Genomic DNA, 16351 nt, shown 5'->3' on the forward strand with positions numbered 1-16351 from the left:
GTTAAGTCCTTATTCCGCTGCAGCAGCGGGATAGCCGCGGCGGTTGCGCACATCGCCAAATGTCGGCAAAGGCAGGCCCAGATTGTCGCGCAACGTCGTGCCTTCATATTCGGTGCGGAACAGGCCGCGGGAGCGCAATTCTGGAAGCAGGAACTTCGAAACGTCCTCCATTCCGCCCGGCAGGGTGGCGGGGCAGATGTTGAACCCGTCCGCACCGCCCTTGGTCAGCCACGCTTCCAACTCATCGGCAATCGATTCCGGTGTGCCGACGATCGTCCAGCCCGAATTTCCGGCGGCAACCGCCAGATAGAGGTCGCGGATCGACATGTTCTTTTCCTGTGCCATCTGGAAGAGATTGCCGGCGATCGAGCGCACCTTGGCATTCTTCGGTTCCGGCACCGGGCCATCGATGTCGTAATCGGTCAGGTCACCGAAGCTGTGGTAGATGATCGACAGGCCGAGAAGCGGGTCGATCAGAGCCTCCATCGCATCCTGCTTGGCCTTGGCCTTTTCCATCGTTTCATCGACATAGAAGGTCACGCCCGGCATGATCAGCAGCTCATCGGGATTGCGGCCATAGGCAGCGGCGCGGCCCTTCATATCGGCGTAATAGGCCTGCGCCTTTTCCAGGGAAAAGGCAGAGGCGTAGATGACATCCGCGGCGCGGGCGCCAATGTCGCGGCCAGGCTCGGATGCACCGGCCTGAACGATGATCGGCCTGCCCTGCGGCGTACGCGCGGAATTCAGCGGGCCGCGAACCTTGTAGAACTTCCCGACGTGATTGAGCACGTGCAGCTTGTCCTCGTCGTAGAAGACGCCGCTTTCCTTGTTGCGAATGAAGGCATCCGGCTCCCAGCTGTCCCAAAGACCCGTGACCACGTCGACGAATTCGTCGGCCATCGCGTAGCGGGTGTCATAGTCGATATGTTCGTCGCGATTGAAATTCCAGGCTTCCTGTTCCGACCAGGAGGTGACGATGTTCCAGCCGGCGCGGCCGCCACTGATATGGTCGAGAGAAGCGTATTTGCGCGCGATGTGGAATGGCGCGTTATAGCTTGTCGAGGCGGTCGTCACGAGGCCGATATGCGACGTGCAGGATGCCAGCGCCGAAAGCAGCGTGATCGGCTCGAGTTCGGCATTCTTCATGCTGCGCGCGGCCGATCCCGGCGGCTGGTTCTCATCGCGTACGCCGACGCTGTCGGCAAAGAAGATCATGTCGATCTTTTCCGCCTCTGCCTTTCGCGCGACATCGAGGAAATGGCTGAATTTGACGGCGCCGTCAGCCGGAACGTCCGGATGGCGCCATGCGGCGACGTGATAGCCGAGATAGCGGCACGAAAGGCCCAGTTTCATTTGACGTTTCGTAGTCATCGATTGTTCTCCAGATATGGTGGGCAGACTTCCCTAGGTATCGATTGGCGACATACAGAATCCGCGGCTGACCTATGCGGATCCGTGGGCTGCCGCATCCAGGCAGCCCGTGTCGCAAAACTGGCGATGGAGGAGCGGACGTCTTCTTGGGACTTTAAGCCGCCCCACGCGTCGTCAGGAGTATTTGTACCCAGCCTTCTCCATCAGCGACTTGGCCAGATCGATGCTGTATTCGATCGGCTTCAAGTCCTGCTTGTCGTAGTCCGGCGACGTGAATGGCATGGGCACGGTGCCTGGCTGACCGTAACCGGCGATCAGGTTCTTGATGATCTGGTCGCGCGGAATGACGTGGTTGAATGCCTGGCGGATATAGGTTGCAGCCTCTGCCGCGCGGGTAGGATCGGCCTTGCCGAGTGGCGTATCGACACCTGTCCCGAAAACCGGATGCATGTGATTGATGCAGGTCTGCTGCCACTTGTAGCTGTCGAAAGTGAGGATCTTGCCCCACTCTTCATCAATCGTGCTCGCCAGCGTGCCGATATCGTACATCGGATCGTGTGCATCGATTTCGCCGGCCTTCAGGGCCGATAGGACCGCATCGGCACCCTCGATGTTGACGACGTAGAACTCGGTGACGTTGCCGGGCGTCTTTTTCCAGTAATTGGTGTTCTTGGTGAACTTGTAGGCCTTGCGAACCGGATCGAAGCCGGCCGGAATCCAGGGGCCGGTGCCAACAGCACCCTTGGCGGTATAGGTCTGGCCCGAGGACGTCTTGACCTCGAAGCTGCCGGTCCATGTCGATACCGTGTGCTTGCGGAAATCCTCGGGCTTGATCGAGGAATAGGCATGCTTCGGCATGATCGAGATGACGGGCAGAACGAAGCCTTCGAAGAGGACGGTGTAGGCCGGCAGCGTAACGCTGATCTCGTAGGGTGAAACCATCTTGTAGGCGGATTCGGATCCGAACGCACTGGCCAGCGAATTGTGCTGCACCGAGCCATAGGCCGGATCCATGATCGTATCCCAGGTATAGATGACATCCTCGGCGGTGAACTCCTCACCGCTGTGCCATTTCACACCCTTGCGCAACTTGAGCGTCCAGTTGAGTCCGTCGGGCGATGACGTGAAGCTTTCGACCAGTGCAGGCTCGGCCTTCTTCTCCTGCCAGTTGTTGTAGGCGAGAAGTGAGTTATAGGCGGGGCCGAAAATGTTGGACTCGTTGTAACCGGCGGTAAACATCGGCACCAGCGAGGAAGGCGGCTGCCAAGAGGCGAAGGCGGCGGAGATGGGCTCGCTTCCGGCATTCTTGATCGTCCAGTTTTCAGGGCGCGGGAAGAAGACCGGATTGTAGGTGGTCTCGTTGAAGCCTTCGAGATCGGGATTGATGGCGATCACATCCTGCGGATAGAAGACGATATTGAGCGGCTGGACATCGTACCAACGCTTCTGGAAGGCTTTCAGAGCCTCCGACCGGACGGCCGGATCAGGCGAATGGGAATATTTGCTCATCGCCTCTTCGAGAACCGGATCATCGATCCGGTAGAAATTCTGGCCGAGCGGCGGCATGGCGCGCTTGGCGTAGAGAAGATCCGGCACCGGGACGAGCGTGTTGTAATAGATGCGCTCTGAATACATGTCATAGCCGCCCTCGGTATAGGTGGCGCCGGTCTTGTTGGCGCGCCGGGCGATAATCTCGGATGGCGGGACATAGCTGGTGACCACCTCGATCCCCAACTGGGCGATGTTCTTGCCGATCAGATCCGTCCAGATCATGCGGGTCTGCTGGTTGTTGAAGATCGTCAGATAGAACTTGAAGAACGGGGTCTGGGCTTTCGCGGGTGTCCAGACGACAGTCGGAACGGTCACGGCGGCGGCACCGACGCCGACCGTTCGCATGAACTCTCGGCGGGTGGGGCTGTATTTCGACATCTTGTTTCCCTCTTATGGTTCTTGAAATATGCGCATGGGTCATCTGCCCCCGGTTTGCTCCGGTGGTCGTTCTATTGCTCGGCCACAGCCGTAGCTGCGGTCACAGTATCGGGCTCAACCGTCGCGATGGCTCTTTGGATTGGCAGCATCGGAAAGGCCGTCCGCCAACAGATTGAACCCCATCACGGTGATGAAGGTCATCGCACCCGGAGCCAGTGATGCGACCGGATAGATCTTCAGCGACTGATAATTGAAGTAGAGCATCTGCCCCCAGCTGACGGCATTGGGATCACCGAAACCGAGGAAGGAGATCATTGCCTCGGCAAGAATGGCGCCGCCAACCTCCAGCGCGATCAGCACGACCACGGATGGGAACGCGTTGGGCAGGATTTCCTGAATGACGATCTGCCGGCCGGTCAATCCATTGCAGCGCGCGGCCATGATGAATTCCAGATTCTTGATCCGCAGGAATTCGCCGCGCGTCATGCGCGCGACCGGCGCCCAGGCAAACAGGCCGATCATCAGGATGATCACCAGAAGATTGAAATAGGAAACCCCTTCCAATGCGCTTCCCGTCACCGCCTTCGACAGGACGCGGACGACCGCTAGAATGATGATGAAGATCGGCATGACGAGAAAGAACTCCGCCACCCGCATCATGACTTCGTCCACCCAGCCACCGCGATAGCCGGCAATGCCGCCGAAGAGGATGCCGATTGTGCCGGAGATCAGCGCCGCGCCAAGACCGACGATCAATGCGGTCCGCGAGCCGTAGATGATCTGAGTGAGTACGTCATAGCCCATCCGGTCGGTACCGAGCCAATGGGCCGCACTCGGCCCCATATTGGCGCCGACCGTATACATGGCCGACTGGTCCTTTGGCGCATAGGGCGACAGGAAGGGTCCGAAGACGGCAAGGAGCAGGACGAAAGATACCAGGACGAAGCCGATACGACCGGTCATGCTGTCGCGAAGGCAGCGGCGCAGCAGTCCCAGTCGTGGCGAAGGACGATTGCCGATGGCGTCTGCGGCGTCGAGGGCGGTGTCGTTATTGCTCAGGGTCATGGCAATCTCCTCAACTGAGCCGCACGCGTGGATCGACGACGGCGTAGATGATATCCGTCAGCGTCGTCATGCAGATCAGCGCCAGGGCAATGACGATGCTGATGCCCATGATCAGCGGATAGTCGAGCTGCTGGATCGCGGTGACGTAAAGGGAGCCGAGGCCGGGCCAGGTGAATACGGTTTCGGTCACCGGAGAGGTGCCGAGCATCAGGCCGAGCAACAGACCCACATAGGTGATGACCGGCAAAAGGACCATGCGCAGCGCATGCTTGCGGATGATGGCGCCTTCGCTGAGACCCGACGCGCGGGCCGTCTTGATGAAATCCTGGCGCAGTGTTTCTATCATATTGGTGCGCACGAGAAGCGTCAGTGTGGCAATGTTGAAGAAGGTCAGCATCATCACCGGCATCACCATGTGCCAGAGCCCGTCGAGAAAGGCGCTTCCCATCAGCATCCGCCGCGTCGAGATCACGCCATAGCTCGGGAACCATCCGAGCAGGAAGGAGAACAGGTAGATGAGGATGACGCCCATGAAGAAGGCCGGCATGGACTGGCCGAGCAGCACGACGCTCATGATGGTGAAATCGCGCTTGCTGTGCTGGCGCCGTGCAGCATATGTGCCGGCAAGCAGGGCCAAAATGACCGAAATGATGATCGCCGGGAGCTGGATCTTTGCCGATTGCAGGCCCCAGGAGCCGATCATCTGTCCGACCGGCAGGTTGTAGACGATGCTGGTGCCGAAATCGAGGTGCAGGATGCTGCCGATCCAGATGAAGTAGCGTTGCAGCAGAGGCTTATCGAGGCCGTATTGAGCGGAGATCATGTCGATCGTGCTCTGGGATATTCCAGGCGTTTCCGCCAACATCAGTTGAACCGGATTGCCGAGCATATTGATCAGGAAGAAGATCATGGCCGATGTGCACAGCATCATGATGGCCGCGTAGATGAGGCGTCGGATTATGTAGCGGGCGGTATCCATCGATATGCGTTCCTGTTAGCGGTAGGGGTGGTCGCTGAACGTGGTGGCGCTTGCCGGTGCTAGCTTTCGGTGAGAGTGAGCCTTTCCTCGTTTTTCCGCCCTGGTATGGCGGCGACGAGATTGCGGGTGTAGTCGTTCTTCGGAGAGCGGAAGATCTGCGCCGGCAGGCCGTATTCGACGATCTGGCCCTTATGCATGACGGCGATCTCGTCGCAGATCTGGCTTGCCACCCGAAGATCGTGGGTGATGAAGATAATGGCGACCTTGGTCGCCTGCTGGACATCGGAAAACAGTTTCAGGATCTGCGCCTGTATGGACACGTCCAGGGCCGAAATCGCCTCGTCCGCAACGATCACTTCCGGATTGAACATCAGCGCCCGCGCAATGCCGATCCGCTGGCGCTGGCCACCCGAAAACTCGTGCGGGAAACGGTTCATGGCCGAGGCGGGCAGGCCGACGATATCGAGATAGCGCAGAGCCGCCGCGCGGGCGACACCGGCTGTTTCGCCATGGGTAATTGGACCGACGGTCAGAATATGATCGATGCGGTGACGTGGATTCAGCGATCCGAAAGGGTCCTGAAAGACCATCTGGATATTGCTGCGCTGTTTGCGAAAGACCTCTTCCGGCAGCGGGGCAATATTGCTCCCATTCAGAACGATCTCGCCGGCATCGCTGTCGATCAGTTTCAGGAGCAGTTTTCCGAGCGATGATTTTCCCGAGCCGCTTTCCCCGACGATACCGAGCGTGCGCCCCTTGCGGATCTCGAAGCTGACGCCATCGACCGCGGTCACGTGCCGCTTCCTCGACAGGAAGCTCCCACCCGTCTGATAGGTTTTTCGAAGATCGCGAACGGAGAGTACGACCGGCGCTTCGGGCTGAATGGCCCGCACCTCGTCGGACAGATGCGGCACTGCTGCGACCAGCTGGCGGGAATAGGGATGTTGCGGCGTTTCAAGCACCTGCCGTGCCGTACCTATTTCGACGCACCGCCCCTTCTGCATCACCATCACACGGTCGGCGATTTCACCGACGACCCCAAAATCGTGGGTGATGAAGATCACGCTCATCTTCTTGCGGCGCTGGATATCCTTGATCAGCCGCAGGATCTGCGCCTGGGTCGTGACGTCGAGCGCAGTGGTCGGCTCGTCGGCGATCAGGATTTCCGGCTCCAGCGCCAGCGCCATGGCGATCATCACGCGCTGCCGCTGGCCACCGGAAAGCCGGAACGGGTATTGATCCAACATCATCTCCGGATCGGGAAGACCGACTTCCCGCATCAGCGCAAGAGCGGACTGCCGGCGAGTGGCCGGGGTCCCGACATTATGGGCCGCCATGACGCCGGCAATCTGATTGCCGACGGTCATCAGCGGATTGAGGGCAGACAGCGGATCCTGGAAGATCATCGAAATCGATCGACCACGCAGCGTGCGAAGTTCGTCTTCGCCAAGCGTCAGGATGTTCTTGCCATGAAACAGGATCTGTCCCTGTTCCGTCTTCAGGTTTGGCGGCAGAAGACCGAGGATCGTATTGGCCAAGGCCGACTTGCCGGAACCGGATTCTCCGATGATGCAGAGGATTTCGCCTTGTTGCAGATCGAAACTGACGTCCTCGACGGCATAGTGGCGGTCCATGCCGGCGGGGAGCGCGACCGACAGGTTGTCTATCCTGAAAGAGCCGAGTGCAGCAGAGGCCGCGTCGGCAATCTCCGTCCTGTCCGATATTGCGGTCGATAGAAGCAAAGCGTCACCTTTTCAGGGACCGGCACGCAACAAGTGGCTGTCAAAGCCGCTTACGGCCGGTCGTTGTGGAAAACGGGGGCGTCGGTTGTTCTGTGAACTCGATGTCTGACCGGAGGCCGGAAATTGCCCACGACAGTCCATGCAATGCAATGCTACGCAAATGCCGAAGCTGCGCTCCGGCTCAGTACTCGGATTGAAAATGTGTCTGCAGCGACAATGGCTTGTTGCGCTGCGAAAAAATGTATAGGCGGTCCCGCATAAAGGGAAATTTGATATACCGTTGAGCCTATAAATTTTTCAAATGCCGGCTATCCTTCCGTGAAGGTAAAACCGGAACGCCGCTGGTGTCGATATGTCGGAGATGATATGCGGGATGGCGACCGCGGTCCGTCCGACCCCGCCCGAAAAGGGCGTGCGAGGTGCGGACTGAGAGAAATCCTACAGGATTCCGTTGCCGCCCCCTTGATCAAGATCAACGGGATTGCTCTCTCCGGTGGCTCGCGGGCCAAGAGCAGATCAATTGCCTATTCGGGGCACCCGGCGGTCCTCAACCTGAGAACCGCTCCCGCCATTCCTTCGGTCCGACGCCGAGCCTGCGCAGGAATACGCGCCGCATGGTCTCGGCGGAACCGAACCCGCATTTGCGCGCAGTAGCAGAAACCGATGCGCCGGCTTCGAGCAATCCCTGAGCCCTTTCCAGCCGGATCGTCTCGACCACCTCAACCGGCGTGCAGCCTGTCCGCTTCCGATAATGGCGGGCAAAGGAGCGCCGGCTCATGCCCGCCTTGTCTGCAAGCGTGTCGAGCGTCAGCGGACGTGCCAGATTTGCCGACATCCAGGCGTGAAGATCCGAAAACCTCTCATCACTTGCTTGAAGCTTCAGCGGCGCGCTGAACTGCGACTGACCGCCCGGTCGCTTGAGAAACACCACCAGTTCACGCGCGACGGCAAGGGCGAGTGGTCGTCCGTGATCTTCCTCCACCATCGCCAGGGCGAGATCGATCCCTGCCGTGACACCGGCTGACGTCCAGATCGATCCGTCACGCAGGAAGATCGGGTCGCGCTCAAGGCTTACCTGCGGAAATCGCGAGGCGAATTCGTCGCAGCGGTGCCAGTGCGTGACGGCACGGCGGCCATCCAGCAATCCGGCTTCAGCCAGCAAGAATGCCCCGCTGCAAACCGCAGCCATCCTTCGGACACGGCTCGCCCGGCTACGAACCCATTCGATCAGCTCCGGACGCCGGCAAGCAGCATTCACGCCACTGCCGCCGACCACGATGGCGGTATCTAGCGTCGGCATGCTCCCTGCGAAAGGCTGGCACTTCAGCGTGATGCCCGAATTGCAGGTGACCTCGGCCTCGTCCGCGACAAGGGCGATCTCGTAGAGCGGCACCTTGGCAATTGCGTGCGACAGTTCATTGGCGGACGCAAAAACCTGCGCAGGGCCGGTTACGTCGAGGAGTTGGGCGTTGGGGAAAACCAGAATTTCAATCCGGCGTGTCATGGCGATTGGCACAAAACGAGGGAATATTGGCATTCGTGCCAAACTATTCCCTGTCATGGTCGTGTGGTCAAGACAGGAGAAAGATGATGTCCCTTCGCTTTGGTATTCTGTGCTTTCCGGGCGTGCAGCAACTCGACCTTACCGGTCCATATGAGGCTTTCGCATCCGCTTCCGATACACAGGTCGATCTCGTTTGGAAGACCACCGAGCCGGTCCGCTCTTCGACTGGGCTATGGCTGACACCTGATGTAAGTTTCGCCGAGGCGCCTGATTTCGACGTCATCTGCGTTCCGGGCGGCGGCGGAGTGAACCCTCTGCTGACGGACGCGGAAACCCTGGATTTCGTGCGGTCCCAGGCGGAGACCGCCCGCTTTGTCACCTCGGTATGCACGGGCTCGCTGGTTCTCGGGCAAGCGGGCCTGCTCGCAGGAAAGCGCGCTGCTACGCACTGGAATGCGATGGACCTGCTGGCGGCCTTTGGCGCCATCCCGACAGAGGAGCGGGTCGTTCGCGATGGCAAGCTGATAACTGCCGGCGGTGTTACATCCGGGATCGATTTCGGCCTTTCGGTCATTGCGGAATTGATGGGGAAGGATGAAGCCGAAACCATCCAACTGTCGCTTGAGTATGCGCCGGCGCCGCCTTTCGATGCGGGACTGCCGTGCCGTGCCCGCCCGGAGATTGTCGCGATTGCACGCCAGCGCATGGCGCAGTCGCGAAAGGAGCGTGAAATACTTCTTTCACCTGCTCGGCGGACGCCCGATCATTGAGCAGAACCGGCCCTTAATTCCTCATATGGTCTGAAACTTCGTGCCTTTGGCATTCCCTCCGCCAGCAGCCTGAGAGACGATGTTTTGCCTGTCGATCCGTGGTGAACGGCGGGTCGAGGTCGGCGGGTGTTCAACCGGTCTGCCACGATATCCGGGGAACGGCCGGCATCGGCCAGCCCGGTCACCGAAAGGTGTTGTGACGGACGGAGCGAGTTGCCATCATGCCCAAGCTTTCGCCATAATGTCCCACATTGTAGCCTGGCGGGAATCGGAAAGCGGGGACTGGTGCGGATGAAGCTTGTGAATGTGGCGATGACGCTGGGTTGCGCCACGGCTGGCATCGCGTTCATGTCCACGCCGGCCTTGGCTCATCCGCACGTCTTCGCCGACGGAAAGGCCTATCTTGAGACCGATCCCATCCGCGAACTTCTGGCCGTCAGGAACACCTGGACGTTCGATGCGCCTTTCTCAGCCTTTGCGGTCACCGGTCTCGACAAGAACCATGACCACAAGCTGGAGCCGGACGAGTTGAAGCCCTTGGCGGCGACATCGATGAAAGCGCTTGAGGAATATCATTTCTTCAGCTGGGTCACGAGCAAGGGCAAGCAGGTGGATCTGGCCCCCCCGCGGGACGCATCCTATCGGTTCGAGCATGGCCGGCTGACTCTGACATTCACCATGCCGCTGAAGCAGCCCGTTCCCTTGGATGGAGATCTCAAGGTCGAGGTCTTCGATCCCGAATATTTCGTCGCTTATACGTTTCCCGATCACGATGCCGTTGCGATCGATGGCAAGGCGCCGGGATGCGAGGCCCATTACGTTCCGCCCAAGCCGCTCGATTCAAAAATGATGGCGGCCCTTGCCGCCATACCGGTGGATCAACATGACCTGCCGCCGGCTCTCGCGGATGCCGCCGTCGGGCTTGCAAATATCTTCACGGTGACCTGCCAATGAGAGTGCTTCCAGCAGCATTGCAGGATGCGAGACTGAAGCTTGCGACAGGCCTCGCCTGTCTGCTGCCGGGCTCTGCCTTCGCCGCCGGCAGCCCGTTCGGTGTGGCGACGCCCGATGCGCCGGGGATGGGCGCCGTTTCGGGGCCTGCAGCACCTATACTTCTTCTGGCGATCCAGTGGCAGACCTACTTCTACAAACAGCTCACCGCTGCTCTTGATCAGTTTGCCCTCGGAGGCAACGCGGCCTTCTGGCTAGTATTCCTGAGTTTTGTCTATGGTATCCTGCACGCGGTCGGCCCCGGCCACGGCAAGGCGGTGATGTCGAGCTACGTCATGGCGACCGGCGAAACACTCAAAAGTGTTGTCACGCTGTCGGTGCTGGCAAGCTTCCTGCAGGCGATCTCGGCAATCGTGATCATCGTCGTGGCCGTCACCATCCTCGATGCGACCGCAACCGAGATCACCCGGATGACGGATCAGATCGAGATCGTCAGCTACGGCCTGATCACGCTGGTCGGCCTTGCAATGGTCGCCGCGAGATCGAGGCAATTCTTCTCTCGCGGCCCGAAGGGCATCGCCGGGCCGACCGGCGCTACATCCGCCTATGCTTGCGAAGGCTTCGTCAACGGCGAGCCTGTGGGCCGGCGCTGGAGTACAATGTGGCATCTGCTGCGCCATGCAGAAGACTGCCGATGCGTCGAACATATCGGGCTCGCCTATGCCACCCGGCCGCGGGCGACAATCCGGGAACGGCTTGCGACAGTTGCTTCCGTCGGCGTGAGGCCATGCGCCGGCGCGCTGATCGTTCTCGTCTTCGCCCTTTCCCAGGGCCTCGCCCTCCCCGGCATCCTGTCGGTATTCGCCATGGCGGCCGGTACTGCCCTGACAGTCAGCCTGGTCGCCGTCGCGGCGGTCTTTGCGCGTGCCATGGTGCTGAGGCTTGCAGCGCCGGCCCAAGGAACCACACGACGGGTTTCAGCAGGCCTGCAACTTTTGGCCGCGGCTGCCGTATTGTTGTTCGGGCTGACGATGGAAATCGGCGCCATGGCGTCTGCCGGCATGGTTTGAAATTATTGTGACCTCCCGTCTTGTGCGGGCAGCGGGCGCGGGAATTTACTTGACGGCGCAGGATGATAGAAAGGCGCCGGCCTTGAAAGATGAATGTGGACCTTACGGAGCGTCGCATGGCATGACGATCACAAGACGGACCTTTGTGACTGGTACGACCGCCGGTGTGCTGGCCCTCGCGGCATCGCAGGCTATGGCGGCGACGGGAACGAACCAACCGATGGTCGTTCTAGACCCCGGCCATGGCGGCCATGATCCTGGCGCGATCGGAGCGACGGGCCTTTACGAGAAGCATATCGCGCTGATGGTCGCGACGAGGCTCAAGCCGGTCTTGGAAACGAAGCTCGGCTGCTCCGTCGTCCTGACCAGGGGCGATGACGATTTCCTTCCGCTTGCCGAGCGCGTCCGGTTTGCAGAGCAGCACAATGCCGCCCTCTTCCTGTCCGTGCACGCGGATGCGCTCACCGACCGCCGCGTGCGTGGCGCAAGCGTCTATACGGGCGCGGCATCGGCTTCGGACGCGCAGACGCAGAAACTGGCCGACCGCGAAAACAGCGTCGATCCGGCCGCCAATCTCGGATTGGACAATGTTTCGCCTGAAGTTGCTTCCATTCTGGAAAACCTGATGGAGAGAGAGACCAAGGCCTTTTCGTCGCAAGTGCAGGGAGAACTGATCAAATCGCTCGGACATCACGTCAAGCTGCTGCACAATCCGCAACGCCATGCCGATTTTGCCGTCCTGCGTTCGACGGCAGTTCCAAGCGCCTTGATGGAAATGGCCTTCATGTCCAATCCCGCCGACGAAAGACTTCTGAATTCTACCCATTACCAGGATGCGATCATCGGCTCTGTTACAGATGCTGTCGGACGGTTCATCGGCAGGCCGGTTGCTGTAAGATAGGGGCTGCGTGAACTACAATTTTCCCAAAGGCGCACCGCCATTCTGGCTTCTCATTCTGATGCTCTCAGGATGTACCATCCCCGGTGATGCCTACGAGCCTCAGATCGGGCCATCCCAGACGCCTGCCATCGTTTCCGAAGTGCAGAAAGGCAATACCGATGCGGAGCTCGCGGCGCGGCAACGCCCCGAAATTCTCGCGCGTTTCGGCGGCGAATATAAGGACGCCAAGACGGAACGGCTCGTCGCGCGGATCGAGGGCGCGTTGACTGCGGTTGACGAGAATCCCCAGCAGTCGTTCCGGGTCACCATTCTGGATTCGCCAACGATCAATGCTTTCGCCTTTCCCGGTGGCTATCTCTACGTCACCCGAGGACTTCTGGCGCTCGCCTCCGATGCTTCGGAAGTTGCCGCGGTGCTCGGGCATGAGATGGCCCATGTTACGGAAAATCACGGCTATCAACGGGCGCAGCAGGCTGAGACGGAGGAAATTGCCGATCAAGTCGTCGCCCATCTCTTCCCCAACGACCGGGTCAACGAACTTGCCACGCGAGCAAAAGGCAAGATGCGCCTCGCTGCTTTTTCCAGACTACAGGAAGTCCAGGCGGATGAAATCGGCATTCGTACCATCGGCGAGGCGGGATACGACCCTTATGCCGCAGCCGACTTCCTGACGACGATGCAGACCTATAACGACTTTCTGTCGGGCGGAACGTCCTCGTCAACTCAAGCCGTCGACTTCCTGGCGGACCATCCGAGCACGCCGCAACGAGTAGCTTTGGCGCGCGACAGGGCCAGCGCCTTCGGTCAGGAGGGAAAAGTCGGCGAACGCGGTCACGACTATTACCTCAATGGTATCGATGGAATGCTCTATGGGCCAAGCCCCGACGGCGGCCTTCTGCGCGACAATACCTTGCTGCTGCCACAGATCGGCATCCGCTTTGCATTTCCGGCAGGCTTTACCGCCGAGAACGACAATGGCGTGGTCCAGGCCGGCGGCCCGCAGGACAGTGCCATACGCTATGACAGTATTTCAGACGATGGGATCGGCTCACTCAGCGATTACCTGTCGAGTGGCTGGGTTACCGGATTGGACAAGGAAAGCGTCCATCAGGTTTCCTTCCAGGGGCTCGAAGGAGCGGTAGCGTCTGCAGCAAGCGACCAGTGGTTCTTCGATGTTGTGGTCGTTCGCGCAAACAAGAAGATACTGCGGTTTATCGTTGCTGCCCAGAAGCGGGACGCACTTGCGTCGATCACCACTCCACTCTGCGATAGCATCCGCAAGATGACCGATGCCGAAATCAACGATGCGAAACCGACGCGGATACGTGTCATTACGGCTGGTCCGAATGATAGCGTCGATACCCTTGCAAGCAGGATGGACGGTGTTGCGTCTCCAGTTGAGATGTTTCAGATCATCAACGGCCTGCCCGATGGCTATGCAGTTCATCCAGGCGAGTTGTTCAAGATCATATCCAGCCGGTGATTTCCAGCGGTAACCGGTCCGCAAACGGAAGCTCAAAAACGTCTTATCGTGCATATGCAAGGGGCTCCACCGACCCGGCTCGAATGGCGAGGGGGAAATCGGACGGAGCGTACGGCAAGAAACGACAGCGTGGCTATCCGTTCTGGCAGCGCACTTCCAGCCGGGTGGCAACCAGTTGCGAGTAGTCCGTTCCGGTCGGATCGTTGAAGAAAAGCGTCGTCAACATGGCCTGGTTTTCCGCAAGGATTTCCTTCGAACCTGGCCTGACGACCTTACGGGTACAACGACTGAAGCCTTCGCCGCTTGTCTTCAGGTCCGTGTCATTTGCAAAATCGAGTGCCGTGTAAAGCGTCGGGTCATAGACACCGAAGATGATCAAGCCTTTCAACAGTGTCTTCTCCGCGGGTCTCTGCGTGAAAGTCAGGACCAGAGACCCGTTGTCATAGGTGGCATGGATGACATCCGGTTTATTGAGCGAGACCGCTTTGCCGTTGATGGTTACGCTGGTGTAGTAGTTGTACTGCGCAAGCGACGTACGGATCGTTTTCGCCACCGCAGCAAGTTCTGGCGGGTCAAGGGTTGAGTTTTCGTTCTTGTCGAAATCCAGCAGCACGGAAGAGGAAAACACCTCGTCGAAACGCCAGGTGTCACGTAATTCCGACAGGTCACCACTTGCATCTGCCACGGCCTCGAAACTGGCATCCACAAAGATATGCGGGTGAGCGAAGGCGAGCTTTGGAAATGCCAGAAAAATGATCAGGATCGCTGCGGCAAATCGGCTTCCAAAATGGGTGGTGATCATGTGATGTCACTCGAAGAAAAATGCGGCCAATTCAAGTTCGGCAACATCAGGTAATGACAGGAGATGCGCAGATATGGAAGCTCGCGTTGCTGGTGAACCTGTGAATGCGCCGGATGAAGAAGTGATGGCTTGCAGCGATGGTTCCGCCGTTGCCGCCAAGGGAGGAGATGCAACTTCAGGCCGGACGATAGGATGGCCCCTGCGGGCTGTCCTGTTCCTGTTGCTGAGTGGCGTCTCCTGCATGTCCTGGCAATATTTGCAATCACGCCCGACCGATACGGCCAAAGGCCTTTTGTCCTGGCGTGATCATTCCGTTATCACCGAGGGAAGAAGCCTTTATCAGCAGAATTGCACGAGTTGCCACGGTCCGGCGAAAGGCCGTCCGCTCGCCTGGAATGGGCCGGCGGGATTACCGAAGGCTCCGCCGCAGGATGCGAGCGGGCATACCTGGCAACATCCCGACTTTGCGCTGTTCCAATTGGTTCGCGATGGCGTGGCCGCGGGAAATTGCGCCCCGCTTGCGCCTGACAGCATGCCGAAATTCGGAGCCATCCTGTCGGATGATGCAATCCTTGCTGTTCTCTCCTACATCAAGTCCACATGGCCCGCCGACATAAGAAAGTACCAGAGCGACGTGAATACGATGTACCAACCCTATAACGTCGCGATCGGCAAATTGATCCGCGCCGACAGTCCTAGCCAGAAGTAGCGACAGCCCTCAATCAGGGTCTGCGATCACCAGCGCGACGGCGATTGGATTGCGTCTCCATCCATGCTCCGCAGGGCATCGTGCGGACAGGCAATTTTCCGCAGAGAAATGCCTGTCCGGGAGCCGGTGTGTACAAAACTGGTGCCATGCGGTTCAGACGGCACCAGCGATGATCAATTCGCCATTGCGGCTGAGACCTTGTCGACGTTGTAACGGAACATTTTCTCGTAGGTCGAAGCCGGACCACTCTTCTTGGAGAGAGCCTCGACATAAAGCTCGCCGCCCGGCGTTGCGCCGGTCGCCGCGGCAACCTGCTTGACGAGCTTCGGATCGTTGGAGTTTTCGAAGAAATAGGCCTTCACGCCTTCCGACTTGATCTGGCCGATCAGCTTGGCGACGTCGGCGGCCGATGCTTCGGTTTCCGTCGAGACACCGAGCGGCGACAGGAACGTAACCTTGTACTCGCGGCCGAAATACCCGAACGCATCATGGCTGGTCAGGATCTTGCGCCTGTCTTCGGGGATGGCATCAAGCTTGGAATGGGCATAGGCGTCGAGGGCCTGAACCTTCTTGCGATAGGCGTCCGCATTCGCCTTGAACGATGCTGCATCCTCCGGATCGGCCGCCTTGAGGGCTTTTTCGATATTGTCGATCCAAACCAGGACATTGACCGGGCTGTTCCAGACATGCGGGTCGGTGATCGTCTTGCCATCCTCTTCCATCGTCCGTGTGTTCACGCCTTGCGAGGCGACGACAGGCGTTCCCTTGTAGCCGGAGGCTGTGATCAGGCGATCCATCCAGCCCTCAAGGCCCTCGCCGCTGACGAAGACGACATCGGCAGCCTTCAGGTTGCGGGCATCGGTCGGCGACGGCTCGAATTCGTGGGGATCGCCATCGGGACCGACCAGCGACTTGACCTTGACATGGTCACCGCCGACTTCATGGACGACATCGGCGAGAACGGTGAAGCTCGCTACTGCGTTCAGCGTCTTTGCGGAAGCCGCACTCGCATAGGCCGTCAGGGCAATCAGTGCCGTGCCCATATAGGCGAGGTTTCGGATGTGTTTCATTCTAG

Annotated in this window: 14 protein-coding genes; 6 read left to right on the top strand and 8 right to left on the bottom strand. The window is 59.3% G+C overall.

Features of this window, described 5'->3' with window-relative positions; all coding sequences use genetic code 11:
- Window positions 1-9 precede the first annotated feature (9 nt).
- The 6 genes from NCHU2750_RS25930 to NCHU2750_RS25955 form a co-directional block, all read right to left on the bottom strand.
- Window positions 10-1371, bottom strand: coding sequence for an LLM class flavin-dependent oxidoreductase (locus tag NCHU2750_RS25930; RefSeq protein ID WP_119944669.1), 1362 nt, complete (start codon window positions 1369-1371; stop codon window positions 10-12).
- A 174-nt stretch (window positions 1372-1545) separates the two neighbouring features.
- On the bottom strand, window positions 1546-3300 hold the full coding sequence (locus NCHU2750_RS25935; protein ID WP_119944670.1) for an ABC transporter substrate-binding protein: 1755 nt from the start codon (window positions 3298-3300) through the stop codon (window positions 1546-1548).
- A 114-nt stretch (window positions 3301-3414) separates the two neighbouring features.
- Entirely contained in the window at window positions 3415-4365 is a 951-nt protein-coding gene (locus tag NCHU2750_RS25940; protein ID WP_119944671.1) for an ABC transporter permease, read from the bottom strand.
- 10 nt (window positions 4366-4375) lie between these two features.
- Entirely contained in the window at window positions 4376-5344 is a 969-nt protein-coding gene (locus NCHU2750_RS25945; RefSeq protein WP_119944672.1) for an ABC transporter permease, read from the bottom strand.
- A 59-nt stretch (window positions 5345-5403) separates the two neighbouring features.
- Window positions 5404-6978 (bottom strand): dipeptide ABC transporter ATP-binding protein, encoded by a 1575-nt coding sequence (locus NCHU2750_RS25950; protein WP_119944742.1) that lies wholly within the window; start codon window positions 6976-6978, stop codon window positions 5404-5406.
- Between the two features lie 655 nt (window positions 6979-7633).
- Complete coding sequence (locus NCHU2750_RS25955; RefSeq protein WP_119944673.1) at window positions 7634-8623, bottom strand: GlxA family transcriptional regulator; 990 nt, start codon at window positions 8621-8623, stop codon at window positions 7634-7636.
- Between the two features lie 53 nt (window positions 8624-8676).
- Here NCHU2750_RS25955 and NCHU2750_RS25960 point away from each other — a divergent pair, with 53 nt between their 5' ends.
- From NCHU2750_RS25960 to NCHU2750_RS25980, 5 genes are all read left to right on the top strand, one after another.
- The gene (locus NCHU2750_RS25960) at window positions 8677-9360 is read left to right on the top strand and encodes a DJ-1/PfpI family protein (RefSeq protein ID WP_119944674.1); all 684 of its coding nucleotides are present in this window, start codon (window positions 8677-8679) and stop codon (window positions 9358-9360) included.
- Window positions 9361-9651: 291 nt separating this feature from the next.
- Window positions 9652-10314, top strand: a complete 663-nt coding sequence (locus NCHU2750_RS25965) for a DUF1007 family protein (protein ID WP_119944675.1) — start codon at window positions 9652-9654, stop codon at window positions 10312-10314.
- Complete coding sequence (locus tag NCHU2750_RS25970) at window positions 10311-11381, top strand: nickel/cobalt transporter (protein WP_119944676.1); 1071 nt, start codon at window positions 10311-10313, stop codon at window positions 11379-11381. The genes NCHU2750_RS25965 and NCHU2750_RS25970 overlap by 4 nt, the downstream gene beginning before the upstream one ends.
- Before the next feature lie 121 nt (window positions 11382-11502).
- A complete protein-coding gene (locus NCHU2750_RS25975) occupies window positions 11503-12282 on the top strand; it encodes an N-acetylmuramoyl-L-alanine amidase family protein (protein WP_119944677.1) in 780 nt (259 codons plus the stop codon).
- 7 nt (window positions 12283-12289) lie between these two features.
- Window positions 12290-13765 carry a M48 family metalloprotease gene (locus NCHU2750_RS25980; RefSeq protein ID WP_245480502.1) on the top strand — a complete coding sequence of 492 codons (1476 nt, stop codon included), beginning with the start codon at window positions 12290-12292 and terminating at the stop codon, window positions 13763-13765.
- Window positions 13766-13898: 133 nt separating this feature from the next.
- Here NCHU2750_RS25980 and NCHU2750_RS25985 read toward each other — a convergent pair whose 3' ends face one another.
- Entirely contained in the window at window positions 13899-14567 is a 669-nt protein-coding gene (locus tag NCHU2750_RS25985; RefSeq protein WP_119944678.1) for a DUF1007 family protein, read from the bottom strand.
- Between the two features lie 73 nt (window positions 14568-14640).
- Here NCHU2750_RS25985 and NCHU2750_RS25990 point away from each other — a divergent pair, with 73 nt between their 5' ends.
- A complete protein-coding gene (locus tag NCHU2750_RS25990) occupies window positions 14641-15276 on the top strand; it encodes a c-type cytochrome (RefSeq protein ID WP_119944679.1) in 636 nt (211 codons plus the stop codon).
- 173 nt (window positions 15277-15449) lie between these two features.
- Here the strand turns inward: NCHU2750_RS25990 and NCHU2750_RS25995 are convergent, their stop codons facing one another.
- Window positions 15450-16346 carry a metal ABC transporter substrate-binding protein gene (locus NCHU2750_RS25995; protein WP_119944680.1) on the bottom strand — a complete coding sequence of 299 codons (897 nt, stop codon included), beginning with the start codon at window positions 16344-16346 and terminating at the stop codon, window positions 15450-15452.
- Window positions 16347-16351 lie beyond the last annotated feature (5 nt).

The organism is Neorhizobium sp. NCHU2750, from assembly GCF_003597675.1.
In the GTDB taxonomy this organism is placed as follows: domain Bacteria; phylum Pseudomonadota; class Alphaproteobacteria; order Rhizobiales; family Rhizobiaceae; genus Neorhizobium.

Coding starts and splice junctions, on each gene's coding strand:
- NCHU2750_RS25930 (WP_119944669.1), bottom strand. CDS start 1,371: ATGACTACGAAACGTCAAATGAAACTGGGCCTTTCGTGCCGCTATCTC.
- NCHU2750_RS25935 (WP_119944670.1), bottom strand. CDS start 3,300: ATGTCGAAATACAGCCCCACCCGCCGAGAGTTCATGCGAACGGTCGGC.
- NCHU2750_RS25940 (WP_119944671.1), bottom strand. CDS start 4,365: ATGACCCTGAGCAATAACGACACCGCCCTCGACGCCGCAGACGCCATC.
- NCHU2750_RS25945 (WP_119944672.1), bottom strand. CDS start 5,344: ATGGATACCGCCCGCTACATAATCCGACGCCTCATCTACGCGGCCATC.
- NCHU2750_RS25950 (WP_119944742.1), bottom strand. CDS start 6,978: ATGGACCGCCACTATGCCGTCGAGGACGTCAGTTTCGATCTGCAACAA.
- NCHU2750_RS25955 (WP_119944673.1), bottom strand. CDS start 8,623: ATGCCAATATTCCCTCGTTTTGTGCCAATCGCCATGACACGCCGGATT.
- NCHU2750_RS25960 (WP_119944674.1), top strand. CDS start 8,677: ATGTCCCTTCGCTTTGGTATTCTGTGCTTTCCGGGCGTGCAGCAACTC.
- NCHU2750_RS25965 (WP_119944675.1), top strand. CDS start 9,652: ATGAAGCTTGTGAATGTGGCGATGACGCTGGGTTGCGCCACGGCTGGC.
- NCHU2750_RS25970 (WP_119944676.1), top strand. CDS start 10,311: ATGAGAGTGCTTCCAGCAGCATTGCAGGATGCGAGACTGAAGCTTGCG.
- NCHU2750_RS25975 (WP_119944677.1), top strand. CDS start 11,503: ATGACGATCACAAGACGGACCTTTGTGACTGGTACGACCGCCGGTGTG.
- NCHU2750_RS25985 (WP_119944678.1), bottom strand. CDS start 14,567: ATGATCACCACCCATTTTGGAAGCCGATTTGCCGCAGCGATCCTGATC.
- NCHU2750_RS25990 (WP_119944679.1), top strand. CDS start 14,641: ATGGAAGCTCGCGTTGCTGGTGAACCTGTGAATGCGCCGGATGAAGAA.
- NCHU2750_RS25995 (WP_119944680.1), bottom strand. CDS start 16,346: ATGAAACACATCCGAAACCTCGCCTATATGGGCACGGCACTGATTGCC.